The 26127-nt window shown below is 59.8% G+C and carries 19 protein-coding genes and 7 pseudogenes; 16 read left to right on the forward strand and 10 right to left on the reverse strand.

The annotated features are described in order from the left end of the window. Positions 1–69: 69 nt before the first annotated feature. The 3 genes and pseudogenes from OMP40_RS06920 to OMP40_RS06930 all read left to right on the forward strand — a co-directional run. Positions 70–334 (forward strand): annotated as a pseudogene (locus OMP40_RS06920) (C40 family peptidase); the annotation flags it as partial. 110 nt (positions 335–444) lie between these two features. After that, entirely contained in the window at positions 445–870 is a 426-nt protein-coding gene (locus OMP40_RS06925) for a BlaI/MecI/CopY family transcriptional regulator (protein ID WP_277530251.1), read from the forward strand. Next, complete coding sequence (locus OMP40_RS06930; protein WP_277530253.1) at positions 867–1631, forward strand: M56 family metallopeptidase; 765 nt, start codon at positions 867–869, stop codon at positions 1629–1631. Before OMP40_RS06925 ends, OMP40_RS06930 begins: the two co-directional genes overlap by 4 nt. Positions 1632–1795: 164 nt before the next feature. Here the strand turns inward: OMP40_RS06930 and OMP40_RS06935 are convergent. Continuing rightward, positions 1796–3974: pseudogene (locus OMP40_RS06935) on the reverse strand (heavy metal translocating P-type ATPase). Positions 3975–4196: 222 nt separating this feature from the next. Further along, on the reverse strand, positions 4197–4670 hold the full coding sequence (locus OMP40_RS06940; RefSeq protein WP_277530254.1) for a C40 family peptidase: 474 nt from the start codon (positions 4668–4670) through the stop codon (positions 4197–4199). Positions 4671–4927: 257 nt separating this feature from the next. Here OMP40_RS06940 and OMP40_RS06945 point away from each other — a divergent pair, with 257 nt between their 5' ends. The 4 genes and pseudogenes from OMP40_RS06945 to mgsA form a co-directional block, all read left to right on the forward strand. Then, positions 4928–5521, forward strand: coding sequence for a hypothetical protein (locus OMP40_RS06945; RefSeq protein WP_277530257.1), 594 nt, complete (start codon positions 4928–4930; stop codon positions 5519–5521). Further along, positions 5502–6047: a hypothetical protein gene (locus tag OMP40_RS06950; RefSeq protein ID WP_277530259.1), complete on the forward strand. Its 546-nt coding sequence runs from the start codon at positions 5502–5504 to the stop codon at positions 6045–6047. Before OMP40_RS06945 ends, OMP40_RS06950 begins: the two co-directional genes overlap by 20 nt. Positions 6048–6071: 24 nt before the next feature. Further along, on the forward strand, positions 6072–6623 hold the full coding sequence (locus OMP40_RS06955; protein WP_277530261.1) for a PspA/IM30 family protein: 552 nt from the start codon (positions 6072–6074) through the stop codon (positions 6621–6623). Between the two features lie 207 nt (positions 6624–6830). Beyond that, positions 6831–7236: pseudogene (mgsA, locus tag OMP40_RS06960) on the forward strand (methylglyoxal synthase); the annotation flags it as partial. A gap of 433 nt (positions 7237–7669) precedes the next feature. Here mgsA and OMP40_RS06965 read toward each other — a convergent pair. Both OMP40_RS06965 and OMP40_RS06970 read right to left on the reverse strand, forming a co-directional pair. After that, positions 7670–8002, reverse strand: coding sequence for a helix-turn-helix domain-containing protein (locus OMP40_RS06965; protein WP_338131143.1), 333 nt, complete (start codon positions 8000–8002; stop codon positions 7670–7672). 182 nt (positions 8003–8184) lie between these two features. After that, entirely contained in the window at positions 8185–8574 is a 390-nt protein-coding gene (locus tag OMP40_RS06970; protein ID WP_277530262.1) for an AraC family ligand binding domain-containing protein, read from the reverse strand. 123 nt (positions 8575–8697) lie between these two features. Here OMP40_RS06970 and OMP40_RS06975 point away from each other — a divergent pair, with 123 nt between their 5' ends. Further along, positions 8698–9711: a glycoside hydrolase family protein gene (locus OMP40_RS06975; RefSeq protein WP_277530264.1), complete on the forward strand. Its 1014-nt coding sequence runs from the start codon at positions 8698–8700 to the stop codon at positions 9709–9711. Between the two features lie 141 nt (positions 9712–9852). On the opposite strand, the gene OMP40_RS06980 is transcribed toward OMP40_RS06975, so the two are convergent. The 4 genes and pseudogenes from OMP40_RS06980 to OMP40_RS06995 form a co-directional block, all read right to left on the reverse strand. Then, positions 9853–10878, reverse strand: a complete 1026-nt coding sequence (locus OMP40_RS06980) for an S-layer homology domain-containing protein (protein ID WP_277530266.1) — start codon at positions 10876–10878, stop codon at positions 9853–9855. A gap of 51 nt (positions 10879–10929) precedes the next feature. Continuing rightward, positions 10930–11001, reverse strand: a pseudogene (locus OMP40_RS41275) (hypothetical protein); the annotation flags it as partial. A gap of 513 nt (positions 11002–11514) precedes the next feature. Then, positions 11515–14802, reverse strand: coding sequence for a BTAD domain-containing putative transcriptional regulator (locus tag OMP40_RS06990; protein ID WP_277530269.1), 3288 nt, complete (start codon positions 14800–14802; stop codon positions 11515–11517). 180 nt (positions 14803–14982) lie between these two features. Next, a pseudogene (locus OMP40_RS06995) lies at positions 14983–16462 on the reverse strand (Lsa family ABC-F type ribosomal protection protein). A gap of 426 nt (positions 16463–16888) precedes the next feature. Here OMP40_RS06995 and OMP40_RS07000 point away from each other — a divergent pair. The 7 genes and pseudogenes from OMP40_RS07000 (at position 16889) to OMP40_RS07030 (ending at position 23474) form a co-directional block, all read left to right on the forward strand. Beyond that, positions 16889–17206, forward strand: coding sequence for a hypothetical protein (locus OMP40_RS07000; protein ID WP_277530271.1), 318 nt, complete (start codon positions 16889–16891; stop codon positions 17204–17206). Positions 17207–17621: 415 nt separating this feature from the next. After that, positions 17622–17990, forward strand: coding sequence for a hypothetical protein (locus tag OMP40_RS07005; RefSeq protein ID WP_277530273.1), 369 nt, complete (start codon positions 17622–17624; stop codon positions 17988–17990). Between the two features lie 84 nt (positions 17991–18074). Further along, a pseudogene (locus tag OMP40_RS07010) lies at positions 18075–20036 on the forward strand (GTP-binding protein). Positions 20037–20322: 286 nt separating this feature from the next. After that, a pseudogene (locus OMP40_RS07015) lies at positions 20323–21139 on the forward strand (TerC family protein). Between the two features lie 647 nt (positions 21140–21786). Further along, complete coding sequence (locus OMP40_RS07020; RefSeq protein ID WP_277530275.1) at positions 21787–22218, forward strand: sigma-70 family RNA polymerase sigma factor; 432 nt, start codon at positions 21787–21789, stop codon at positions 22216–22218. Further along, the gene (locus tag OMP40_RS07025; protein ID WP_277530277.1) at positions 22205–22840 is read left to right on the forward strand and encodes a hypothetical protein; all 636 of its coding nucleotides are present in this window, start codon (positions 22205–22207) and stop codon (positions 22838–22840) included. The genes OMP40_RS07020 and OMP40_RS07025 overlap by 14 nt, the downstream gene beginning before the upstream one ends. A 10-nt stretch (positions 22841–22850) precedes the next feature. Further along, positions 22851–23474, forward strand: a complete 624-nt coding sequence (locus OMP40_RS07030; protein WP_277530279.1) for a hypothetical protein — start codon at positions 22851–22853, stop codon at positions 23472–23474. A gap of 54 nt (positions 23475–23528) precedes the next feature. On the opposite strand, the gene OMP40_RS07035 is transcribed toward OMP40_RS07030, so the two are convergent. After that, positions 23529–23723, reverse strand: a complete 195-nt coding sequence (locus OMP40_RS07035) for a transporter (RefSeq protein WP_277530281.1) — start codon at positions 23721–23723, stop codon at positions 23529–23531. Between the two features lie 141 nt (positions 23724–23864). Then, a complete protein-coding gene (locus tag OMP40_RS07040) occupies positions 23865–24182 on the reverse strand; it encodes a hypothetical protein (protein WP_420871906.1) in 318 nt (105 codons plus the stop codon). Positions 24183–24346: 164 nt separating this feature from the next. On the opposite strand from OMP40_RS07040, the gene OMP40_RS07045 reads away from it, so the two are divergent. Then, positions 24347–26119 (forward strand): glycerophosphodiester phosphodiesterase, encoded by a 1773-nt coding sequence (locus OMP40_RS07045; RefSeq protein ID WP_277530285.1) that lies wholly within the window; start codon positions 24347–24349, stop codon positions 26117–26119. Positions 26120–26127 lie beyond the last annotated feature (8 nt).

Genomic DNA, 26127 nt, shown 5'->3' on the forward strand with positions numbered 1-26127 from the left:
GTTCGTTTGAAGAATTATACTACACAACGTAATACAAAAATCTGTCGAACAAGGCGTGGAAGGGAGAAGCAAGTCCAATTGGAGTTGCCGCGCACATCCAGCTCGCAGGCGCTTGAAGGGACGAAGGTCGAGAAGGACGAGCTGCTCCCGGGCGATCTCGTCTTCTTTAATACGAGCGGCGCCGGGATTTCTCACGCCGGTATCTACGTGGGAGAGGGGGGCGTTCGCCCATTCCTCGAGCAGCAAAGGCGTGACGATCAGCAAGCTGTCCGAAACCTATTATGCCAAACGCTATGTAACGGCCAGAAGGGTATCGACGGAGAAGTTCCTTTAATTTAATATTATGGCTCCAGACGCAAAAATGGCGCAAAATTGCGCTATTCTCGCATGCGTGCACTTCAGTCGTCCGCCGACGTGAGATAAATCAGATTGAGGTGATAGATCGTGAAGGTCAAAACCTTGCACTTGAACGAAGAAGGTTTGCTTCGGTTCCTGGGCTCCCTGGAAGCCAAGATCATGAGCTTGCTGTGGGAAAAGGGGCGGCTGACGATCAAACAAGCCCACGAGATCTTGAACCGGGCGGATCCGCTCTCTCTTACGACGGTCTTGACGGTCATGGTGCGACTGGCCGATAAAGGGCTTCTTCATAAGGAATCGACCGGGGGCGGACGCAATCGGCTGACGTTTTTTACGCCTGTCCAGACGCGGGAGCAATTCATTACGGAACAGACCAAGTCCGTAACCGACGGGTTAGTGGAAGACTTCGGATCTTTAATGGTCAGCCACCTCGTCGATAACCTGGATAAGGCGGATCCCGAGCTCATCGCGCGGCTGGAGAAGAAGCTGAGCGAGTTGAAGCAAAAGCCATGAATTCATCGTCGACGAAGCTGCCGCGGACGCCTAAGATCGTGCTGGCCGTCTTCGGCGCGCTCGGCCTGTGGATGTTTGCCCAACTTAGCTACCTCCTCGTGCATCAAATGGCGGATGTGCCTGCAAGCCCCAATCTCGTACGTTTCTTGGTCGCCGCCTTCACGGACGTGCTCGTCAATCATCATTTCTTCGAGATCGGCCTGAACGCGCTCATCGCTTATATGGGATGGACCCTCCTGGTCGAATCGATCCGATACGGCCGGGAACGACGACAGTGGTTGAGTTACATCGAGAAGCATTCGGTCCCGGCTTTGGAGAAGCGGCTGAATGAGCGGTTCGCCTTGGGGGCCGTCCGCATTCAAGTGATCTCGCATCCGTCCGACGTCGCGGTCGCCTTCGGCGGATGGCGTCCCCGGATCGTTTTATCGGACGCGCTGATCGCGCGCTTTCAAGCGAGCGAGTTGGAAGCCATCGTCTTGCACGAGTTTTTTCATTGTAAATTTCGGCATCCCCTGCAGCTGTTTGTGCTGCGTCTTGCGTCGAACATGCTGGCGTTCCTGCCGGTATTGAAGCAGCTCGTCCGTTATTACGGGATCTGGCTGGAGCTGCTGGCCGACCGATTCGTGATCTGCCGCACGGGAACCGAGTGGACGTTGGGGGCGGTGCTGCTGGACTTCGTAAAAAAGAGCCAGTCCCGGCATGCGGGGGAGACGCGGTTCCCTTCGCCAACGAGGCGATTAATTACCGCCTGCAGCAGCTGATCGAGCCTGATTCGCCGCTTCGTATTCCGATCGCGACGAAGCGGTCGGTCGTGCTGTCGGCGATCGTCGTCCTCTTTACGTTCATGATTCTGATCTCCGTCTGAAAAGCGTAAGCCAAAGAGCCCTGACGCTGCGAATCGCAGTGCCGGGGCTCTTTGCTTTGGCTAGGAACGCTTCTGAATCAAGATCGTCAAGCTGACGAGGGTGACGAAGATCGTAGCGCCCATGTCGGACAGGATCGCGATCCACAGCGTCAGCCATCCGGGGATGGTGAGCAGCAAGGCGATCAGCTTCAGTCCGAGCGCCACGCTGATATTGAACCGGATGACCCGGTTCACCCTGCGCGCGATCCGGACCGCGGCCGGCAGCTTCCCGAGGTGATCCTGCATCAGGACGATATCCGCCGTCTCGATGGCGCTGTCCGTTCCTTTGCCCATCGCGATGCCGAGTTGGGCGGAGGCCAGCGCAGGCGCGTCGTTGATGCCGTCTCCGATCATGCCGACCGTGCCCGTCGCGGCCAGTTCCTTCACCTTCGCGACTTTGTCCTCCGGCAGCAGGCCGCCGTAGTATTCGCTGACGCCGACCGCCTTCGCGACCTTTTCCGCCGTCTTCTGGTGATCGCCGGTCAGCATCACGGTGCGGCGGATGCCACTGCGGTGCAGCTCCCGGATCACGCCGGCGCTCTCCTCGCGAATCTCGTCGGCGATGCCGAACATGCCCAGCACGCTGCGCTCGTCGGCCAGCAGCACGAGCGTCAGACCGTCTTCCTTCAGGCTTTGGACGGCGTCGCGCACCTCTCCCGGGAAGGAGAGATGGGAGATGCTTTTCTCGTTGCCCAGCCAGTACTTGCGCCCTTCATAGTTGGCCGTGATCCCTTGGCCGGACACCGTCTGGATGTCGTCGGCTTCTCCGGCCGCGATGCCGAGCCGATCGATCTCCTTCATCACCGCTTTGGCCAGCGGGTGAATGGAAGCTTTCTCGATCGCGCCCGCGACCACAAAGAACTTCTCTTTATCGTATACGACGGTCTTTTCCACATGCGGTTCGCCTTTGGTCAACGTACCGGTCTTGTCGAAGGCGAGCGTGTCCAGCTTGCCCAGCTGTTCGAGGAAAACCCCGCCCTTCACCAGGATGCCGTTGCGCGCATTGCGCGTAATGCCGGATACGATCGCGATGGGGGGAGGAAAGGATCAGCGCGCACGGGCAGCCGACGATCAGAACCGCCAGGCCTTGGTACAGCCACTTCTGCCAATCGCCTCCGAACAGCAGGGGCGGAACGAGAAGGACCAGCAGCGCAACAATAATGATCAGCGGCGTATAATACTTCGAAAACTTGTTGATGAACAATTCCGTAGGCGTCTTGGTCTCCTGCGCCTCCTGGACCAGATGCAAAATTTTGGCCAGCGAGGAATCCTGGTAGGCTTTGTCGATGCGGACCTGGAGGACGCCCTCGTTATTGATGCTGCCGCCGAAAACCGGCTGTCCGTTCGATTTCTCCACCGGGAGAGACTCGCCGGTTATCGCAGCTTCATTCACGGAGCTCTTGCCGCTGGTCACAGTGCCGTCGGAAGGGATCTTCTCGCCGGGTCTGACGATGACGATGTCGCCGACCATCAGGCTGGCGATGGGGACGACGGTCTCGGTGCCGTTTTCCAGCCTGACGGCTTCTTTGGGCGCCACTTGAAGCAGCGTCTCCATCGACTTGCGCGCCTTCTCCATGCCCATGCCCTCGAGCAGCTCGTTGAGCCCGAACAAGATGGCGACGAGCGTCGCTTCCTTCCAGTCTCCGATCGCCGCCGCCCCGATAAGGGCGATCGTCATGAGCGTATCGATGTTGAACTTGAGCTTCGCGAGATTTTTTAAGCCGCGCCAGAAGGTAGAGTACCCGCTGAGGAGCGAAGCGACGATATACAGCGCGATGGAAACGGCGGACGGCAGCATGTCCTGCGTCGACATGGTGCCGATGTACAGGACGGTCGAGATGCCCAGCAGCCAGACGATTCGTTTGGTGCCGCCGGCACCGTGGTCATGGTCGTGATCGTGTCCATGGTCGTGGCCGTGATCTTGCCCGTGGTCGTGATCGTGTCCGTGGCCGTGATCGTGTCCATGGCCGTCATGCCCCTTTTTCGCCTGCTGTCCTTGACCCTTCGGAGTGAGTTCCAAAGAAGCGCCGTCCGATTTGAGGATTCGTCTAACCTGTTCAAGGTCGATCTGCTCATCCACCGTCAGTTTGCCGGAGTTATAGCTTAGCTTTGCCGTTTGCCCGTGCGTCAGCCGCTTGATTTCTTGTTCGAGCTCATTCGTACAATTCGGACAGGACAATCCGTTTACCCGAAGCTCCATCGCTATGCAACTCCATTCTCAGCGCAAACATATGAGTATATGCTCATATGATATGCCGAATTAGGAAGAGTGTCAATCATTTCAAGCTAAATATGAACAATCGATCATGTATACCGTAAATATACTACATATCATAGTATTATTAAACAGCGGTGCTCGCCATAAACCTGCGCCCATGCCAAAAACAAGAGGACCGCCATGTCCTCTTGTTCGCTCGTACGCCTACAGTACTCTTCGCGCGGTCACGTACTTGGATTTCCAATACGATGTATTGATGCTGGAGAGGGCCACGCCCTTGCTTGAGCTGTGCAGCATTTTTCCGTTGCCTGCATAGATGCCGACATGGCTGATCCCTTTGCCGCTCGTGTTATAAAAGATCAGATCGCCGGTGCTGAGATAACCTTTCGTTACCTTCTTGCCTATCTTGGCTTGCGTGATCGAGGTGCGGGGAAGCTTGACGCCATTCGATTTGAATATGTATTGGGTGAAGGAGGAGCAATCAAAAGCATAGGTGATGTTGGTCGGGGCGCCGAAGCGATAGGGCACGCCCAAGTATTTCGTTCCCGAGGCGATGACCTCTTTGGATGCGGGAGTCGCGGCCGCGGCGGTCGAGGTACGGGCGGAAAGGCCTGCCGTTGCGCCGATGGCGGCGCTCAGTGTGATGATGACGACTGCTTTTATTCTGGACCATTGCATAATCTGGGTGTTCCTCCTTGTCGTTTAATAAGGTTCACTCACCATATCACAAAATAAATGGAACCCCTTTTCCAATGAGAAGTCAGATTCGGACGTTGCCGGTTCGTTTGGCGATTTATGAAGCTTTGCTGATAATTCTTTAATGGGCGTTTCAAGCGAATCGGACAGGAAACATTTAATTTTTCCGACTTTTTTTATCCTTGTTGCGTAAGTATTTGTATTATGATGAAAACAATACGAGGTTGGAGGTCGTCAAGATGGGACTGTTCAGTTGGATTCGGGAAAGCGTGACGGGCGAAAAAGTGTGTCCGATCGAGCATCTGGAAAGCTATAGAAGGCTTGGCGAGCAGGTGTACGATCTTCATGTGGAGATGGCCGGCTGCGATCGGGGCCGGGCGCTCGCGTTTATGCAGGCCGCGCGCGCTTTGCAGACGATGGCCGATGCGCTTCTCGGCGATGCGCTCTCCAGCTTCGGCGGTCAGGCGAAGCCGGTCCCCGTCATCACCCACGACCAGGCGGATATATGGTACGGCAAAATACCCGATCTGATGATCGCGGCCCGGCAGGAGGCCGCTTTCGAGCGATCGGCCCGCATCGAGCTTCCGATCCGGTTGGGCCCGCAGCTGGAAGGCCCGCGCCCATGCCCGGTTGCGCATCTCGCCGGCCTGCGCCGCGCTGCCGAGCGGATGGATGAGATGACCAAAGAGGCGGTCGATGCGGCACGATCCCAAGGGGATCGCTTCAAGGCCGTGATCCTGTCCTATGAAGCGGCTCGAACGCGCAAGCAAGCGGGGGGACGCGATCGTAGGGAGCATATCGAGCGGCCGACGGGTGTCCGAGGAGACGCATGAGGATGCGGAGAAGCAATACTGGCTGGCGCTCACCGATTATTTGCTCGTCGCGCAAGGCTTAAAGGCACCGGAAGCCATCCAGTTCGACCTGCTGCCGGCTCCGGGCGACCGGTCCGGATTGCTGCGACGCCTGTGCAAGCTGGACTCCGACGATATTTGGAAAGTAACCTCGAGCAGCGCCAAAAGAGAAATTCAAAGGGCGGGCGAGTGGCAGCAGGCCGTCGATGATCTTCAAGAGCATTGGTCGGCTTGTCTCATCACGGAAGTGGAGCGAGAATACGAGATCACCGTTGAAGAGCTGCTCGAGCGCAATCTCATCGAGGAAAAAGGTTATTGGTACTGCTGTCCCTTTCCGTCCGTCTACCGCGTCCGCAACTCGACCCCTTCCGTTCAAATATTGGGAAGGACCGTTCCGCGAGGGCATGAGTTCGTACTGGAATACGGAGACGACGGCGCCCCCAGCAATTTTATATCGGCCGCTTCGTTTCACAAGGGCGCCGACCGCAAGTATTGCGAGGATGAATGAAGGTAAAGAAGGGGGCGACCCGCTTTGGGGCTGACTCGACATTTGCGCCGATTGTTCGCAGCCAAGCGTCAATCCGAGGAAGATCCGGAGCGCCTGTTAAATGCCTACATTGAAGCGAGCTCCGAAGCCTTGCGCGAGTTGTCCGTGACGACGAAGCGCGTGCAATCGGAGGGCCTGGTCATTCTGGAGAAGATGAACGCCGTTCAATCGGAAATCAAAACGAAGCGCGACATAGCGGAAGATGCGGCCCGGGCATCGGATGCGGAGCTGGCGCGCCGGTGGCTGGAGGAAGTCCACGACCGGAATCAGCTATATGAAAAGCTGCAAGCGGATGCCGAACGCAACCGGGTGTTTGCGGAGGAATTGTTGGAGAAGCAGGATGCGCTGTCCGGCAAAATTCAAACCGCAAAAGCGGTCATCGAACAGTACAAGGCGAGAAGCCGCCGTGCCGTCTCCCTGATCGCGGCTGAACAAGCCCTATCCGACGGCGATTCCAAGGATGTTCTGGACCAGCTTCAAGCCGATTTATTTCTGGCCGAAGCCAAAGCGGAGCTGGAGCGCAGCCGGCCTTACTAGTCCTGCTCGGCATAAATCGTAGATCGATTAGCACTCGAAAAATATCGGCGAGTACAGGTGGAGCTATCGAGCTCCATCTTTTTTTGTATTGTGTAACTTTATATTACGCATTTTCGGGATATTTTGCGCGAAGGTTGTCGATTATTCGGATTAATGATAGTATTATGTAAAATAATATAACGCAAATACATCATCGAGGTGAACCGGATGAACGTAGCATTTGTCGCGCATGACCACAAGAAGGAAGAGATGATCGCGTTCACGATCGCTTATCAGTCGTTATTCAAGCCGCATACGCTGTTCGCTACGGGCACGACGGGACGGCTTATCATGGAAAATACGGACCTGGACATCATGACCTTCAAGTCGGGACCGCTGGGCGGCGACCAACAGATCGGCGCCATGGTGTCGCAGAACGAACTGGATCTGCTGGTCTTCTTCCGCGATCCGCTCGTGGCGCAGCCCCACGAACCGGACATCACCGCCTTGCTCCGGCTGTGCGACGTATACGGCATTCCCGTAGCGACGAATATGGCGACCGCCGAGCTGCTCGTTCATTCGCTGGAGCGGGGGGGACTTCCACTGGCGCGATATCATTCATCAACGCCGCCCTGCCAACGTCGCCCACCTCAAACGTTCGTCCGCCGCGCCGGCCCAACTCGGAAAGTCGGCCGACGAGGAGCGCAGCCTTCCCCGCGCCGAGTCGATCTGACGGGGTGCGGGCGCTGACTGCCGATCATACGCGTGGTTGCCGTAAGAACCATTAGGGCGAACGCCTGGTACACTTTTAGAACATACATCCGATGACGATCGAAAAGCCTGCATTTGTGCAGGCTTTTTCTGTCGGCCCGAGACTGTAGATGAAAAACCTGCAAATGTGCAGGTAATTTCATCTCGCAAGCCGGCAATCGGGCCAACGAAGGGAAATAAATGCGTATTTGCAGGTATTTTGTTCAATAGGCCCGACTTCGGCAGAAATTGATGTAAATCTGCAGGCTTTGCGGCGAAAGCAAGGTGCGACGAGGCTTATTCTGGCGCCTTTCGATTTACTTTGGCTTCTTTTCGCGCAGCCGGGCGCCTCCGCCCCACTGCTCTTGCCGGTATAGGGTTGGCGACTGACCGGTATGCTTCTTGAACGTTCTGCTGAACACAGCGATATCGGGGTAGCCGGTCTCGCGGCTGATCTGTTGGATGGCATCGTTCGTATGGACCAGCAGATGCTTCGCTTTGTTCATGCGATACTGAGCGATGAGCACGGAAGGCGCCAGGCCTGTCGTCTGCTTCATCAGCCTCGTTAAGTAGTCCGGGGAGAAGTGGAATCGGCTGGCTAACGCCGACACAGTAAGCGATTCTGCATAATGCTGCTGGATATAAGCAATGACTTTTTTGGATCGGCAGCGCGGTTAACGTGCCGTCCGTGTCCTGCCATACCATTTTTTCAAGAAGCTCGAGGAAAGTGGCTTGTTGGCCGATCGATCCCATCCCTTGTGCGCGATTTTGATGAAGCTTGATGAACAGCGCCTGCCAATCCGTAAGCGCAAAGCTCCCGCGCATCGGCAGTCTAATCTCGAACTGCGGAAGACGGATACCCTCGCCATGATCGAGCTGCCATACGGGAAGCGCGGCTTGCTCCCGACGCCAGGCATGCGTCTCGATCCGCCATTCCCCTTGGGGCAAGAAATGAACGAAATGGAAAATCGTCTTGACGCCCCCCCGCTTGATGCCCGTAATGCCGAATGCCGGGCGTCTGAATGAACCATTCGCCGGCTTTGAGCGTGTATGCGGCATCGCCTTCCGTGAAGTAGAGCGTTCCTTCCTCGATAAACATCGCCACAAAGGTCGAAAAGATTCGCTCCGGGTGCTTATCGTCCGTCCCATATACGACTTTGCCGGATGAAATGTAACCGGGGAAGGGATGGCCTTTGAAGCATAGCGAAGCGTCGGTTTCCATTTTTATAACCTCTCGTGAAGTCGGATTTAGTCAAAATTATATCTGATTCAACCATGTAACGAAAGCTTTTTCCATGCTACGCTCGTTATGAAATGGTCAAACGAAGCGGAGGGTGCGCCGGGGATGGATATAACCGATTTTTTAACGTCTTACAAGCTGGACAGACCGGTTCTTACCGGGTCGGGGGTGCCGGGCGCATTCGACGAGCAAGCGGTCGACTGTCCCTTTGTGTTCCGGCATCGGGACCAGTATTACATGATGTACGTGGGATTTGACGGTGTCGGATATCAGACGGGGCTTGCGATAAGCGATAACTTGCTGGATTGGCGTCCGGCGGGCCTCATCCTGCGCCGCGGCGAAGGAAACGGATGGGATTCGTTGAACGTGGCCGGCGCCTGGATCTTGCGGGAGAACGACATGGACGGGCAGCCCGTGCTTAAAAAGTGGAACGATAAGTATTGGCTCGTCTATCATGCGTACCCCGGAGAGGGATACGAGACTGGCCCCGCGCGGATCGGACTTGCTTGGACGGAGGACTCCGATCTGTTGACCTGGCATCGCTTGCCGGAACCGATCCTCGTACCGGAAGACGGGGCGCCTTGGGAGCAAGGCGGCCTGTATAAGGAATGTCTCGTTGAGCATGAAGGATTGTTTTATATGTTTTACAATGCCAAGAACCGGAGCGGGGCGGATGAAGCTTGGATGGAACAGACCGGATTGGCTACGTCTACCGATCTCGTCCATTGGACGAGAGCCGCCGACAACCCGCTGCTGCGCGTCTCGCCCGATTCGTGGGAAAGCCGGTTTGTCAGCGATCCCTGCGTATTGCGGCATAAGGATCGGTGGGCGCTGTTTTATTTCGGCTTCGACGGACGTCACGCGCAGGAGGGAATTGCGTTATCGGACGACCTGCTTCATTGGCAAAAGCATGCGGAGCCGATCATCCGGCATGGTCCGGAAGGCAGCCTGGACAGTCTCTACGCGCATAAACCATCCGTCATTCGTCACGAAGGAACGCTCTACCACTTCTATTGCGCATGCAGGCCCAGCCGGCCGGGAGATCGCGCCGTTCACCACGGCACGTTCAGAACGATCGCCGTCGCGACTTCGAGGCCGTTGGGGGATAGGCAAGATTAATAGCAGGAAGCTTTTTGAAAGTCGGAGAGGGCAGGGGGGAAATGAAAAACCGCCAGGGTGGATTCCCTGACGGTTTTTTCTGACGAACCGCTAGACACTCGAGATTAAGGATAGAATGGCGGGTTATACGGGCCGTTCGGATCAGTTGGACCACCCGGGCCATTTGAACCGTTTGAATCCTCTGGGGGGATCCTTGTAGGCGAGAGGCTTATATCGAATGATACGTCCATCGTCGTCTGTAGCGGCTAACACAATATGGGTATATGCGTTAGCAAAATATTCGATATCCGCCCAGGTGTTCGTCGTTTCGTCCTTTGTATACGCTTGTCCGTCGAAGATCGATCCCGCTGCCGGCATATCGAGAGGGGCGGAGCCGGACAAAATCATCCATTTAGTGGCGCCACTCGGCAAAAGGAGGCCGGTAAATCGGATGGTGCCCGCTTGAGAGCCGAGCTCGAAATCTCCGATATCCCCTACAGTAAGATATGGAGGCTCCACTGCGATCTTCGTACCGTTCAGTTCAATATCGCTGAACCGAACCACAGCGCCAGTTACCGCATTAACTTCATAAAGCCCGATATGATCGCCAACTTCGACATTCGCGATGTTGGAACCGGATTGGTAAGCCTCGCTGAGGCCGCTCGCATCATCGCCTACGTTCGGAACCGAAAAGGCGTCTGCCTGCGTTTTGATCCGAAGCACGTTGCCTGCGTCAGGCGTGTAGAAGATGCGAGTCGTGTAAGCAACGGTGCCCGCTTCGGCATCGACGTTCTCGATCGCAGGAGCCGGCGTCGACGTAGGTGCGTCGGAAGGCGTCGGTGTCGGAGTTGACGACGGCGTCGGCGTCGCAGTCGACGTCGGAGTCGGTGTGGGCGTTGGCGTCGACACGGGCGGCTGATAGATCGGCGTCGGCGTTGGTGTAGGCGTCGGTGTTGGCGTCGGAGTAGGCGTCGGTGTCGATCCCGGCGCTACATACTGCGCTTTAGCCTCGTAAGCTCCGGTGACCAGCAGGTCGCGCGTCGCGTTTGCTTGGCCGCCGAATGTTCCGTCCGTGCCGTTGGACAGGAGTTTCAGATCCAGCGCCAGCGCGACGTATCCCTTGGCCCAATCCGACACGGTATCATCTTTAACGCCCGGCGTTTGTTGCGCCTCTTCCTTTTGGCCCAAGCCCTTGATCAGAAACGCAGCCAGCTGCTCCTTCGTGACCTCTCCCGCAGGGTCGTATACGCCCGAACCGTAGCCATCCGTGATGCCGGCTTTTTTTGATCGCTTCGATGTACGGCAGCGCATAACCGTTGGCCTGATCGTCCGCCTTTACGTCTGTGAAGCTGGAGGTCTTCAGATCCTTGTCGACTTCCAAACCGTAGATCAAGGCGGCGACCTTGGCGAATTGGGCGCGGTTCATCTCGTCCTTTAAGCCGAAGCTGGTGTCGGATACGCCGTCGAAGATGCCCGCGGAGATCATCGCGTCGAACTTGGCCTTCGTCGCCGCGTCCAGGTCTTTCAAGTCGGTAAAGTCGGCGGACGTCTTTGCGAACGCTGCCGCGCTCGGCAAAGAAAGGGACAAAGCAAGAAACAAGCCAATCGTTCTTTTTTTTCATCGTAAATCGATACGCCTCCTCTGCATGTTCGTTCAGGCTGAGCCTATAGTAGCAAAAAAGGACTGAACAAAAAAATCATACGCGAATGGAGAGAGGCATCAGCAAAAGCCTTGTCCGACAAGGAATCATGTCGCCGATTCGCGCATTTTCCGTTATTTTACAAGCGCTCCGTTTTTGTATTTCTGGCGGTATATGTCGACGGTCAACGCAGGTTCAACAGTTCCTTTGCCTCATCTCCCGGCTCCAGCCGATACTCGGTGCGCAGCATTCGCTTGAGCGTATCGTATTGCTTGAGGGCGGCGATCCGGTCTTTGTTTCCCAGATACGCCCGGATTAGCCGTACGTGCACGTCTTCCCGCCAAGATGCGTGCTTGAGCGCTCTTTTCATCGCGCCGATGGCGGCAGGATAATTCCCGTCGTCCATATAATAATCGCAGATCTGGAGCAGGAGGGCTAAAAATTCGTTCTCGAGACTTTTCCCGGCCGGCTCTGACCAGGGATAGCCGTTGTCCGACAGATAAGGGCCCGCGTAGAGCTTGGCGATCGCCAAGCAGCGGTCGATATTGTCGTCGGTTAGAGCCGTACCGGCGGATACCCAGGCCTCGAACGACAGATAGTCGCAATCCAAAATGTCGGTATCGACGCGGTAAAAGCCGCGGTTGTGCTGAATGATGCCTTCGATGCCGAGAAGTCCGAGCGTCTTGCGAAGGAGGTGCACCGTCGTGTGCAGGTTGGCTGACGTCTTGGCGGAGTCGTCGTCCCACAGCGCGTCCATGATGCGATATCGGTCCACCGCTTCTCCCCGATGATGCACCAGGTAGGCCAGCAGCTCCTCTGTTTTGGACGTTCGCCAGCGGACTTCCCGGCCGTCCGGGCCGCAGACTTTGAATCTGCCGAAGCAGCTCACCAGCAGCCGTTGGACGGCAGGCGCGGAACGATCTGCCGCTTCTCCGAGCGCCGCAGCCTTGCGCAAGGCCGTCCTGCCGACGCCAGTCTCCTCGCGACCCGGTGTCGCGCCCGTCTCCGTCGCTACGGACCCTGCCGCCATGCCTGCGTCTGCTGTCTCGCGCCCCGGCATTACGTCGGCCTCCGCCGATGCATTCTTGGTCGTCGGGCCAGCTTCGGCCGATCCATGCTCGGCCGAAGTGCCCGCCTCCGACCTCGCCGCCTCCCGCGCCGCCCTTCTGCCCGCCGCCTCGTCCGACAGCGCCTGCAGCAGCCTTCGCGCATAGGCGAAGGCGCCTGCGGCCCCGCGCGTCTCCGCCTCGACATAGGCGGCGAGGAGCGCCGCCATGACTTCGCCTTCGTCGACGAAGCTGCGGACGAAGCCCTGCGGTTCCGCCAGACGCAGCGCCGTATCCAGCCTGTCCAGCGCCTCGTCCTTCCGCTCGAGCCCGTGCAGCGCCATGCTTTGCACGATCAGCGCCTGGATCCGGTCCCGCAGGCGGTCCTCCCTGCAGAGCAGCGCGTACAGCCGCTCAGCCAGATCCAGCGCCTCCGCGCCGCGTCCGCAGGCGGCCAGCACCCGGGCCAGCGCGAGCTGCTCTATCACGCTGCCGACGGACACTTCGTCCGCATGCGACATCCCGCAGCGGACCAGCCACTGCGCCGCTCCGCGCAGGTCGCCTTGCCGCACGCGCAGGCAGGCTTCCTCCGCCTCGATTCTGCGCATATACAGGTCGTAGTCCGGCGAATCGACGCGCGCCCGCAGCTGGACCAGCAGGTCCGCCGCCTCCGCCGCATAGCCCCGGGCCTGCATGATTCGCGACGCGCTACCGTAAAGGTGCAGTAGAGTTCGAGCGACGGAGGGCGTATCGCTGCGGCCGAGCAACCGGCGCACGCACGCCTCCGCCTCTTCGAGCCGATTCCACTCGTACAGTAGTCTGCTGTGCGAAGCGTTGAGCGACAGGACGAACGGGTGGGCCAGGTTCTCTCCCCAGACGCTCAGCCATTTGTCCATGAACGCGCTTGCGGCACGGTAATCGTTCAGATAACCCAGATGATCGTCGAACTCGTCGAGCACGTGGTTGTTGTTGAACGAGACCGAACGCAGCAGCCGCGCTTCGGGAAAGAGGCGCTCCGCCAGCTCGAAGTAGGCGCTTACGCCATCCAGGTCTTTGAGCAGATAGCAGACAACGCCGCTCAAGAAATAAAGATTGCCCATGACCGAGCGCCACGCGGTCTCGTCCATCGCGCCTTCCAGCCGCTCGTACCGCGCCCGCGCCTCCCCGATCTTGCGCGCGGCAAGCTCCTTCTGCCCGCTGCCGGTCAGCAGGAGCAGATAGAACATCTCCGCCATCGGCTTGCCTTCGAGACTGCCTTCCGGCAGCCGCAGCACCCAGCGGCTCAGCGTAGCGCCACTGCTCTGGATCAGCTCGGGCAGATGCCGCTCGATCAGTCGTACGGCCTCGGCGTACTGCCGCCCCTCCAGGTAGTGCTCGCCGGCCTCTTCGATGGCGCCCTGCTCCTCCAGCCACCGCGCGGCTCTCGCGTGCGCGGCCGCCCAACCTTCGGGATCGCCGCCGGCGAACTGACCGCGCAGAAAGTCTGATAGCAGATGGTGATACCTGTACCACTGCCGCTCCTCGTCCAGCGGGATCAGGAACAGATTGAGCTGCTCCAGCCTCGCAAGCAGCGCGCGGCAGTCGTTCCGGCCCGTCACGGCTTCGCACAGAGACGGGTTCATCCGCGCCAAGACGGACGTATCGCGAAGGAACGCCTGCAGCGGCGCCTCGAGATCCCGGAACACTTCCTCAAGCAAGTAATCCGCGATATGATGCTGCCTGCCGCTGAACTGACTGATGAACGCGGCGGGGTCGGCGCTTCGCCCAAGCGAGATCGCCGCGAGCTGCAGCCCGCTGATCCACCCTTCCGTCTGGCGCACGAGCGCGGACATCTGCTCGCCCGTGAGCGCCAGCCCCGCCTTAAGCTCGAAGAAGGCGCGCCCCTCGTCCGCATCGAACCGCAAATCGTCCGCCGTGACGAGGTGCAGCTCTTGTCTCGCGAGCAGTCTCGCGGTCGGCATCGTCGGATCGACGCGGCTCGCGACATAAAGATGCACATTATCCGGCAAGCGCTCGACGAAGTATACCCAGGAGCGGTGAATCGCGGAGAGTTCGATGAATTGATAGTCGTCCAGCACGATCGCAAGCTCGCCCGCATAGTCGTGCAGCGCGTTCAGCAGCGCCTTGATCGCGGGCTCCGACGACCACGCTGGCGCGGACAGAGAAGGCGATGCCGGAAAGGACGAAGGGCCTTCCTTGACCAGCGGCAGGACCGATTCGCCGAAGCCCGGCGCGACGGTCTCGACGGCCGCCGTCAGGCCGCTCCATAACGCGATCCAATCGTTGTCCTGCCGATCCAGCGATATCCATGCCACGGGCAGATTCGCCTCGCTCGCCCATTGGCTCAGCGCCGTCGTCTTGCCGTAGCCGGATTGGCCGGAGACCAGCGTCAGCTTGGCGTTCAGCCCCTCGTTCAATTTTCGCATCAGTCTGGGCCTGGGTACGGGAGCGCTCCGGAGTCGCGGGATAGCAAGCTTGGTGCGTACGATCAATGGGGATCCTCCAGTCTCTCAGACTCGTCGAGCCATCTTAGATTCCTTATTAATTCGATGGACGGCGCCCTGATTCCTTCGACAAAATCCGCGATTTCCGCACAATTTCTGGTCTTATAGCTCCACGACCTTCGTCGCGATCCGTCTGCAGAACGCACTGTCGTGCTCCACGAACAGGATCGTGGGCGCGTGCGCGAGCAGCAAGCTCCTCGATCTGCATGCGGGACAGGACGTCGATGAAGTTGAGCGGTTCGTCCCAGACGTACAGATGCGCCCCCTCGCACAGGCTTCGGGCGATCAGCACCTTCTTTTTCTGGCCGCCGCTGTAGGACGAGATATCCTTCTCGAACTGCACCCGGGCGAAGTCGAGCTTGCGCAGGATCGCTTTGAACAAACTCTCGTCGATGCCGTGCGCCGCGGCATAATCCGACAAGTCGCCCCGCAGATGCGCGGTGTCCTGCGACACGTACGAGATCTTGAGTTGGCTCCCCTTCCGCAGCGTGCCTGTATACGTCAGGTTCTCCCCGCAGATCAGCTTGAGGATGCTCGACTTGCCCGAGCCGTTCGGTCCCGACAGCGCGATGCGTTCTCCCCGTTCGACGGCGAATCCGACATTTTCGCAGACGGTCTTGTCTCCGTAAAAAATCGATACGCCGGCCAGCTCCACGAGTCTCTCCTGGTGGTAAGCCAGCTGCGGAATCTTCAAGCTCTCCGCGCTCTCGACGTTCTTCAGCAGCCCCGCCCGTTCGTCGATCGCGGCCTGCTGCCGGTGCTCCGCGGCTTTGGAACGCTTCATCATCTTGGCGGCTTTGTGGCCGATGTACCCTTTGTCCGGTCGCAGGCCGCCGACGCGCGTACCGTTTTTCGTCTTCTCGACGGCGTCTGACCAGTCGCTCGTGCGCTTGGCGGCTTCGGACAGGCGCTTGATGTCCTTTTTCAGCTTCTCGTTCTCCGCGAGCTCGAAGTCGTCCTCCCGCCGCTTGTTCTCCTGCCAGTCGGAGAAGTTGCCCTTCTGAATGTCGATATCGGCCTTGTTGATGGACAGCACGTGATCGATGCAATTGTCCAGGAAGGCCCGGTCGTGGGACACGAGGATAAAGCCGCGCTTCGTGCGCAGGTAGTCGCTGACGAGCTTGCGGGCATGCGCGTCGAGGTGGTTGGTCGGCTCGTCGATGAGCAGGAAGCTGTTTTCCTTGAGAAACAACGCGGCCAGCAGCGCCTTCGTCTGCTCCCCGTTGGACAGCGATTCGAAGGGGCGGTACAGCGCGTCCTCCGACATCTGGAGCAGCGACAGCTCGCGTTTGATCTCCCACTCCGCGGCTTCCGGCACGATGCTCTCCATGACGAAGAGAGTCAGGTCCTCGGGATTCGCGACGGGAAAAGGGAAATACTCGAAGCCGACGGAGGCGGAGATTTGCCCGCGGTACTCGTATTTGCCGAGCAGCAGGTTCAGGAACGTCGTCTTGCCCCGTCCGTTGCGCCCCGTGAAGCCTAATTTCCAATCGGTATCGATCTGGAAGCTCACGTCTTCGAAGATGTTATCGTAGCTGCCGTCGTAGGCGAACGTCAGGTTTTTCACTTGAATCAATGACATATGGCGGATTCCTCCCTTGGGAAAAATAAAAGAGCCGCAAGAAAGTTACTTCTCGCAGCTCCGATGGGTATGGGAAAATCCGCCGATCCAGAATGGATCAGGGCCCGCCGATCGAGCGAAGAAGAACGTAACTTTCTTGCACGGCAAAGAATAGGGGCGAACGATCGCCGTCTTCCTTCGCATGGGCAAGAAAAATCACATTCAACTTCAACTCCAATCCGTTCAGTTAACCGTATTGTAAATCATGCGCGGGGGCGGAGGCAACCTCGGATTCCCGTCGGCTTGCGCGCAGGCGTGGCGAACCGATTTCTTCGATACACGACTCAACCACGCAAGAAATCCCGGATTCCCCCCGCCACGACTCCATACGAACATGAACACCGACCCGAGCCTTAATCCACAATTTGTAATTAATGGAGGGTGCCCATGAAGCCAGCAGTCAATGATATCGTGCTCGTGTACGATGTAGAGAAGTATCTGCCCCGCTGCCTCGGCGGAAGTGCTGTCGACGGGCAGCACTTTGGCAGTCACGCGTGTCCGAGCGGCGGAAGTGCTGTCGACGGGCAGCACCTTGGCAGTCGCGCGCGTTCGAGCGGCGGAAGTGCTGTCGACGGGCAGCACTTTGGCAGTCGCGCGCTCCGAGAGGCGGAAGTGCTGTCGACGGGCAGCACTTTGGCAGTCGCGCGCGTCCGGGCAGCGGAAGTGCTGTCGACGGGCAGCACCTTGGCAGTCGCGCGCGTCTGAGCGGCGGAAGTGCTGTCGACGGGCAGCACCTTGGCAGTCGCGCGCGTCCGAGCGGCGGAAGTGCTATCGACGGGCAGCACTTTGGCAGTCGCGCGCTCCGAGCGGCGGAAGTGCTGTCGACGGGCAGCACTTTGGCAGTCGCGCGCGTCCGAGCGGCGGAAGTGCTGTCGACGGGCAGCGCTTTGGCAGTCGCGCGCGTCCGAGCGGCGGAAGTGCTGTCGACGGGCAGCACCTTGGCAGTCGCGCGCGTCCGGGCAGCGGAAGTGCTGTCGACGGACAGCACCTTGGCAGTCGCGCGCGTCCGAGCGGCGGAAGTGCTGTCGACGGGCAGCACCTTGGCAGTCGCGCGCGTCCGAGCGGCGGAAGTGCTGTCGACGGGCAGCACTTTGGCAGTCGCGCGCTCCGAGCGGCGGAAGTGCTGTCGACGGGCAGCACTTTGGCAGTCGCGCGCGTCCGAGCGGCGGAAGTGCTGTCGACGGGCAGCACTTTGGCAGTCGCGCACGTCCGAGCGGCGGAAGTGCTGTCGACGGGCAGCACTTTGGCAGTCGCGCGCGTCCGAGCGGCGGAAGTGCTGTCGACGGGCAGCACCTTGGCAGTCACGCGCGTCCGAGCGGCGGAAGTGCTGTCGACGGGCAGCACCTTGGCAGTCGCGCACGTCCGAGCGGCGGAAGTGCTGTCGACGGGCAGCACTTTGGCAGTCGCGCACGTCCGAGCGGCGGAAGTGCTGTCGACGGGCAGCACTTTGGCAGTCGCGCGCGTCCGAGCGGCGATGCGGCGGGCATAAATGCCTTTTTTAACAACCTGCGCGGCCAAATATGTTTTAATGGGAGCAGAGGTTTACTGCAACGAGCGACGGAAGAGGGACACCATCATGCGGAAGACGATCGGTCTGTTCGCCCACGTGGATGCGGGCAAGACGACCTTTGCGGAACAGCTGCTTTATCATACCAACAGCATCCGGGCGCGGGGCCGGGTCGATCACAAGGACGCTTACCTGGACAGCCACGAGATCGAGCGGGCGCGGGGGGATTACGGTTTTCGCGGATCAGGCGACGCTGTCATACCAAGGGGACACCTATTATTTGATCGATACGCCGGGACACGTCGACTTCTCGCCGGAGATGGAGCGGGCCGTCCTGGCGATGGATTACGCGATCGTCATCGTCAGCGCGGCGGAGGGCGTGCAGGGGCATACCGAGACGGTCTGGCAGCTGCTGCGCAAGCATGGCGTGCCGACGTTCTTTTTTTATCAATAAAACGGACCGGATCGGCGCGGACGCGGAGGCTGTGACGGCGGAGATCCGTGCGCAACTCACGCCGGACGCGGCGTCGATCGCGGAGGAGCTAACGCCGGACGGAATCGTGGGCGAGGCGCTGCGGGAACGGATGGCGGAGCGGGACGAAGCGCTGTTGGAGGCCTTCCTGGAGGGGCGCGACGATCCGGCTTATTGGCTTGGGGGACTGCGAACGCTTATTCGCGAGGGCCGGCTGTTCCCTTGCGCGAGCGGGTCGGCGCTGCAGGACAGCGGAGTGGCCGAATTTCTGGCGCAGCTGCATCTGCTGACGACCGTAGATTATGACGAGGAGGCACCGTTCGGCGGGCGGGTCTACAAGATCCGACATGACGCGAACGGCGTGCGGCAGACCTTCGTCAAGGTGCTGAGCGGTACGCTCCAGGTTCGAGACGAGATGGCTTACCAGAGCGGGGGCGTCCGGTACGCGGAGAAGGTCACGCGACTCCTGACGTTCAGCGGGAGCCGCTCCCAGTCGGTCGATCGGGCGACTGCGGGCGATCTGGTCGCGGTCGTCGGACTGTCCGCGGCCGAGGCCGGTCAGGGCCTCGGCATCTACTCGGACAAGCAGGCCTACGAGATGGTGCCGACGCTGCAGTCCAAGGTCCTTTTTCCCGCGACGCTGAACGTCAAGGACGTGCTGCGCGCTTTTCAAATTCTGAATGCGGAGGATCCTTCCCTGAACGTCGTCTGGGAGGAGCGCCTGCAGGAGATTCATCTGCACGTCATGGGCGTGATCCAGTTGGAGGTGCTGGAGCAGGTGGCCAAGGAGCGGTTCGGCATGGACGTCTCCTTCGGGCCGCCGGAGATCCTGTACAAGGAGACGATCCGAACGGCCGTCAAAGGGTACGGACACTTCGAGCCGCTGCGGCACTACGCCGAAGTTCATCTACTGCTTGAGCCCGGGGAGCGCGGCAGCGGGATCGCGTTCGCGAGCGCTTGTCACCCGAACGAATTCAGCGTCGGCAACCAGAATCTCGTGCGGACGCATCTGTACGAGCGGGAGCATCGCGGCCTGCTGGCGGGCATGCCGGTCACTGACCTCAAGATCACGCTGCTGCGGGGCGCGGCGCACAACGAGCATACGCACGGCGGCGACTTCCGCGAAGCGGCCTTCCGGGCGCTGCGGCAGGGGCTGGAGAAGGCGGACAATGTGCTGCTCGAGCCCGTTTACGACTTTAAAATTCGCGTGGGCATCGACGAGATGGGCCGGGTGCTGTCCGACATCCAGCGCGCCAGCGGACGGTTCGAGCCGCCGCAGACGACGGATACGCATGCGATCGTCACCGGCCGAGCGTCCGTGGCGACCTTCATGAATTACGCAACGGAGCTGGCCGCCTTCACGCACGGCCGGGGCAGCATCCGCTGCGTCTTCGGCGGCTACGACGAATGCCACAATGCGCAGGCTGTCATCGAACGGATCGGCTACCGGAAAGACGCGGATCCGCTGTACACGTCCGCCTCGATCTTCTGCGCCAAGGGGGAGCGGATACTCGGTACCGTGGCAGGAGGCGGAGGCGAAGATGCATCTGCTTTGAGCCGTCCGAAATTTTTTTGGAACCTCCCTCCCGCCGCGCCGTACAAACTCAGGATCGCGCTTCGCCGCAATCTTTTACCGCATATCGACTCCGAAGGGGAGTAGCTGCCACAATAAAGTCGTCAATACGAGAGCCCGCTCTCCGGCTTTATTGGCATTGCCGACCATGGCATTGTTAGCGAGACCTTTGCCCTTGAACAAGGCAGAGGTCTCTTTTGTTTTGTTCGAGGGAAGACACGGGCGGCAGGACGGCGGTCCGATTAACTTCGATAAGAGGAGGATCAATCATGGACTTCGCATTGCTGATGGAGTACGGCTGGGTGCTGCTCGTGCTGGTCGCGCTCGAGGGGCTGCTCGCCGCCGACAACGCGCTCGTGCTGGCGATCATGGTCAAGCATCTGCCGGAGAAGGAACGGAAGAAAGCTTTGTTTTACGGCCTCGCGGGGGCCTTCGTTTTCCGCTTCGCCTCGCTGTTCGCCATTTCGTTTCTGGTGGACGTCTGGCAGGTGCAGGCGATCGGGGCGCTGTATTTGCTGTTTATCGCACTCAACCATATTTTCAGAAAAGCGATCGTCAAAAAAGGGTGAGCGCGATGCGGAGCCGCATGCGGGCACCAAGCCGAAGGCGAGCTTCTGGCCGACCGTCATCAAGGTGGAGGTCGCCGACATCGCCTTCGCGATCGACTCGATCCTTGCGGCCGTGGCGCTCGCAGTCGCGTTGCCGGAGACGACCCTGCCGCGCATCGGCGGCATGGACGGCGGACACTTCGCCGTCATTTTCCTCGGCGGGTTCATCGGCCTCCTGATCATGCGCTTCGCCGCCAACCTGTTCGTGAAGCTGCTGGAGAGCCGGCCGTCGCTCGAGATCGCCGCCTTCGTCATCGTCGGCTGGGTCGGCGTCAAGCTCGCGGTGCATACGCTGGCGCATCCGTCGCTGCACGTCATCCCGCACGACTTCGCGGAGTCGACGGGCTGGAAGCTGACGTTCTACGCCGTGCTCATCCTGATCGCCGTGGGCGGCTGGCTGCTGTCCGGGGGAAAGGGCACGGGTATGGGCGAGGGCGAGGGCGGCGAGGCGCGCGGAGCGGTGGCGAGGCCGGAGTAAGAGCGCGGAGACGCGCCGGGCGGCGTCGGTCGCGAAACCGGAGTAGCGGCGGTGGGCCACCGGTTGAAGCAGGTGCAAAGCGAAGCGCTTGCCGGACCGGCCGCTGGGCGCCGGATATACGGGGGAGCTTTTAGAAGTCGGGCGCGGGGGGCGTCCGACTTTTGCTTTGCTCGGGGTGGGGGACGGCAACGGGCGTGGAGATGCGATGTAAGTAAGATGCTGCGAAGCAATAAGTGTTGAAAAGCATTTATTTGCCTCGATTCGTACATTTGTGGGCCAAATAGGTGTTAAAAGGCAATTAATTCGCAACAAAGGGACGAATATCGGCTGATTTTGGTAAATTAATTGCTTTTGGACACTTATCTTTTTTACCGGCGAGAATTCGTCTCCAAATAAATGCAATCGAACAGCTATTTGCAGAAGGAAGCGGTGCAAGGGCAAGGCGCAGAGCGGGAGCAGGAGAGCGGCGTGGGGAGGATCAAAGCCAAATCCGCCGCCCGCACGTCTAATGAATATAGACTGGCGTAACGGCGAAGCGGGGGGGATGGACATTCTGGAGTTACTCAGACGAGCGCAAAAAAGGCGACAGCGAAGCCTATGCGGAGCTGTTCGGGCAGTATGAGGGGGATCTGTACCGCGCGGCGTTCGTGTATCTGGGCAATGCCGAGGACGCGCTGGACGCTGTGCAAGAGACGGCCTATCGCTCCTACAAAGCGATCGGCCGACTAAAGGAGCCGCGGTTTTTTAAAACGTGGCTGATGAAAATCGCGATTCGCTGCGCCACGGACATCTATCGGAGGCGAAAACAGGTCTCGCCGTGGAGCCCGGCGTACGAGGGAGAGCTGCTCGCGGAGGACGAGACCGATATTCCGCTGGCGATCTCGCTGCAAGCTTTGCTTGAAGCGTTGGATGCGACGGAGAAGCAGGTCGTCGTGCTTAGATATTACTATGACTTGACGATCCGCGAAGTGGCCGAGCTGCTGGAGCTGCCGCTTGGTACTGCGAAGACGATACTGTATCGCGCGCTGTCGAAGCTGAAGCAGCAAGCGGGAGAGGAGGGGCGGGATGCCTACCGATGATTTGAAAAGGCTGATGGAGGCGATTCCCCTTCCGGACGAGCTTCGCGAGCGGAGCCGCGCGGGGATCGCTGCGGCAGCGCTGGAGCGGGAACTGCCGGCGGGACGCCGGGGCAGGCGCGCGCTGGCGATCGCCGCCGCCCTGCTTGCGCTGCTCGTCCTGTCGGCGGGCATCGCGAATCACGACCGGGTGTGGGCGGCGCTGCGCAAGACATTTCAGTTCTCGCCAGGCACGGGGATCGTGTCGGAAGAGGATTCGCCGTCGGAGCGGTATGTGTTGAAAAAGCCGATCGTGCTGAGCGTTGGCGAGGGCAAAATTACGATTACCGGCATCCATTCCGACGAAGAGATGACTTATGTCGCGATGGCGGGGGAGCAGGCGCCGCGCGTGGAAAGTCTGGAACTGGTGAACGAGCGGGGCGAAGTATTCGACATAACGAGCAATATGGGGGGCATGGACGCCCAACGATTGGACCGCTTCCTTCTGGCACAAAGGCAAGCTCGATCTATCCGGCGCGATCAAGCTGCGTCTGCCGCTGCAGCCCGCGAGGGAAGTCGAGGCGCGCCTCGAGCAGGCGGATGCCGCGGACAGCTACGCGGAGCTGGGCAAGACCGCGACGGTTAACGGCTTATCCGTGACGGCGATCGCGGACCGTGTCGACGGTCGGGCGAGAATCTCGCTGATATCGCCGCCGCAGACAGGCTTCCGTATCGACAACTACGGGATGGAGGCGCCCATACGCCACGGCTCGGACGAACAACTGCGCGTGAAGGACGAGTCGGGGACGCCTCTCGCGCTATCGTTCGTGCGAGGCATGGGGGCTCCGCAGAGCGAGCTGTATTTTCCGCTGAACGATCGGACGGGCGCCGCTTATACGATGAGCATCCCGGAGATCAGCGTCACTTATCGCGACGAGGTGACCGTGAAGCTGCCGACCGTTACGACCGAGGGGCTAAACAAGACGTTCGAGATCGCGGGTTACCCGGTCACGATCACGAAGACGGAACGCGTGAAGCCGTGCAGTCTGCGGATTTATACGGACCTTCACGCAGAGGAGCGGCCGGACCGCATGCTGTATAACCTTGATGTCGACAGGAGCTCGATGGCCAAGCTGAACGAGCGCACCGGCGCGGTCGAGTACATGGAGTTCGAGGTCGACCCTGATGCCAAGTCGGTCACCGTGACGTTCACGAGGCCGACCGCGGTCCTTCGCGGTCCCTGGGCGTTCACGTGGAGCGGGAGCGAAATTCAACCATAACGAACGTCAAACGGGCGCCGGATTCCGGCGCCCGCTCTTTTGCGCGCATAAGCTTCAGAAGCAAGTGAACGATTCGATCCGATCCAGGCTGACGCCGGAGAACATCCAGAAAAAGCCGTTCCATCTGAAGCCGGATACCGAGGTGCGGCCGACGAAGGTCGGATAGAACCAGAAGCCCTGGCCGTTGTTGAGCCAGATGTAGGTGTTGCGGTACAGGCAGCCGCGGATGGCGCCGGGGTCGACGGCCAAGGCCGATGCGGTGAGCGGTCTCGGCGGCGGGGACTGCGGCGGCGGCGCGGTAGGCGCCTGTTGGGTGCCTTGCGGTCCGAAGGGGGGGCATGAAAGCCATTTTTTCTCACTCCTCGTCAGTTATCAGGTCGGCGGCCGCACTCAAAGCAGCGAGATGGTCAGCAGGTTGAAGAGTACGAGCGGCAGCACGAAGCCGGGGCCTCCGAACGGTACCGGCGGGCCGGGGAAGAAGGCGCGGGTATCCGGGATGTTCATGTACAGGATGCCTCGGTCGCAGTGCATGAGGTGTCCTTCGAACACGTCGCCTTCGAGCGTCTCTACCCGGGCCAGCTTGCCGGCGTGCTGGGCGCAGAGCCCGTGCATGTGGTCCTTCACGGACTTCAGCGTGTCATGGACATGGGACGCGCATTGATAGAGCGGCGCCGTCGCGCCGCCGGTGGTGGTGTAAGGCAAGCTCATGGCGATACCTCCGTCGTTTTGAACATAGGATAAAGTATGCGCATGCCTAGTCCGGCGTTCCGCGGCGGCAAAGATCGCGCCGGCCCCCTTTACGAGGATGGTATGATTAGAAGACCCGGGCTGCGCAAGCCTTCATACTTCACTTAGAACTGGGATGGATCGTTATGTTCAGACTGCTCGGCAGAGCCTTCCGCGATTTTCGCGCCACTTATCCGAAGCTTCTGCTTTTCGAATATTTGTACATGCTGGCCACGAGCGTCATCGTCGTGCCGGTCATCACGTTCATGTTCAACCGGATTCTGACGGTCGTCGGCTCGGGCTCCCTGCTCAACGGGGATGTCTACCGGCTCGGGCTGAGCTACAACGGCGTGCTCGGTCTCGCGCTGATCGGGCTGGTGGCGTCCCTCGCCGTGCTGATCGAATTAATCGTGTTGATCATCCTCGTACAACAGCATTATTTCGGCAAAAATATCGCAATCTCGGACGCGGTGAAGACGACGATCCGGCAGGCGCCGCGGCTGCTCGGCTTCGGTATCTTTCAACTGTTGTTCCTGCTGCTGATCCTGATTCCGTTCATCGACTCGCCGCTGTCGGCCTCCTTTTACGCGCTGTTCAACGTCCCGGTCTTCCTGAACCGCGAAGTGCTGGATGCGTCGTTCACGATGACGTTCGTATACGCGCTGCTGATCGTCGTCGCGTTGTACGCGCTGCTGCGGTGGATATTCGCGCTGCACTTCATCGTGCTGGAGGGCAAGACGACGACCCAGGCGATCCGCAGCAGCCAGGCGCTCACGCGGGGCAGGCGCCCGCAGCTCTTTCTGTCGCTGTTCCTGTTCAACGCGACCGTCTTCGCGGCCGGATCGTCGGCGATCTCGTCGCTGTCCTACCTGCCCTCCTGGCTGGACATCAACGTACTGACGATCTTTTCCCGTCATTATTCGCTGACGCTGTCGACCATTCTGACGTATATGTTCGCGTTGCTGCTCTTGCCGGTCAACATCATCCTGCTGACGCGGCTGTTCTACAACTTCAACCGTTCCTTGGGCGTCAAGCCGCAGGATCGCCTGACGATATACCGCAGCCGGCTCGGGCGGCTGGAGGGCCGAATCGGGCGTTATGTGAAAGGAATTCAAAGAAGGCGCCTGCTGATGGGGTCTATGGCGGTCGTCTATATGAGCCTGTCGATTTTCATCGGCCTGCGGGCGACGGGCGGTCTCGTCTACGCCAAGTGGAGCGTGACGATCGCGGCGCACCGGGGAGACGCGGCCGGCGGTCCCGAGAACTCGCTGCCGTCGATCCTGTCGGCGATCGACAAGGACATGACGGCGGTCGAGCTGGACGTCCAGTTGACCAAGGACGGGGTGGCGGTGCTGTTCCATGATGGCAATCTGCTGCGGATGACGGGGAAAAACGCGCGCATAGCCGACCTCACCTACGCGCAGCTCGGCGGGCTGGACATCGGAGAGGACGAGAACGGAGAAACGGTACGGATCCCGACGCTCGGCGAAGTGCTGTCCGAAGCGCAGGGGCGCATCAAGCTGATCGTCGACCTGAAGCCCTACGGCAACGGCGACGCGCTGGCGGAGGAGGTCGTCCGGCTGATCCGGGACACCGGCATGGAGAAGGATGTTTACGTGCAGTCGTTCGACGGGAACGCGCTGCGGCATATCCGGGCGCTCGATCCCGACATCAAGATCGGGCAGATTCTTTACTTCGCGCTAGGCAACCTGTCGGCGCTGGATGTCGACTTCTACACGATCGAGCAGATCATGCTGACCAAGCAGCTCGTGAAGCAGGCGCATGCCGGCGGCCGCGAGGTGTGGGTGTGGACGGTGAACGACAGGCGGGACTTGAAGGAAGTGTTGAAGTTCCAGGTCGACGGCATCATCACCGACAATCCGACGATGGCGCAGTCGATGGTCGAGGTGGACTTGTAGGGGGCCGG

Source organism: Cohnella rhizosphaerae, from assembly GCF_029525575.1.
Taxonomy (GTDB): Bacteria; Bacillota; Bacilli; order Paenibacillales; family Paenibacillaceae; genus Cohnella; species Cohnella rhizosphaerae.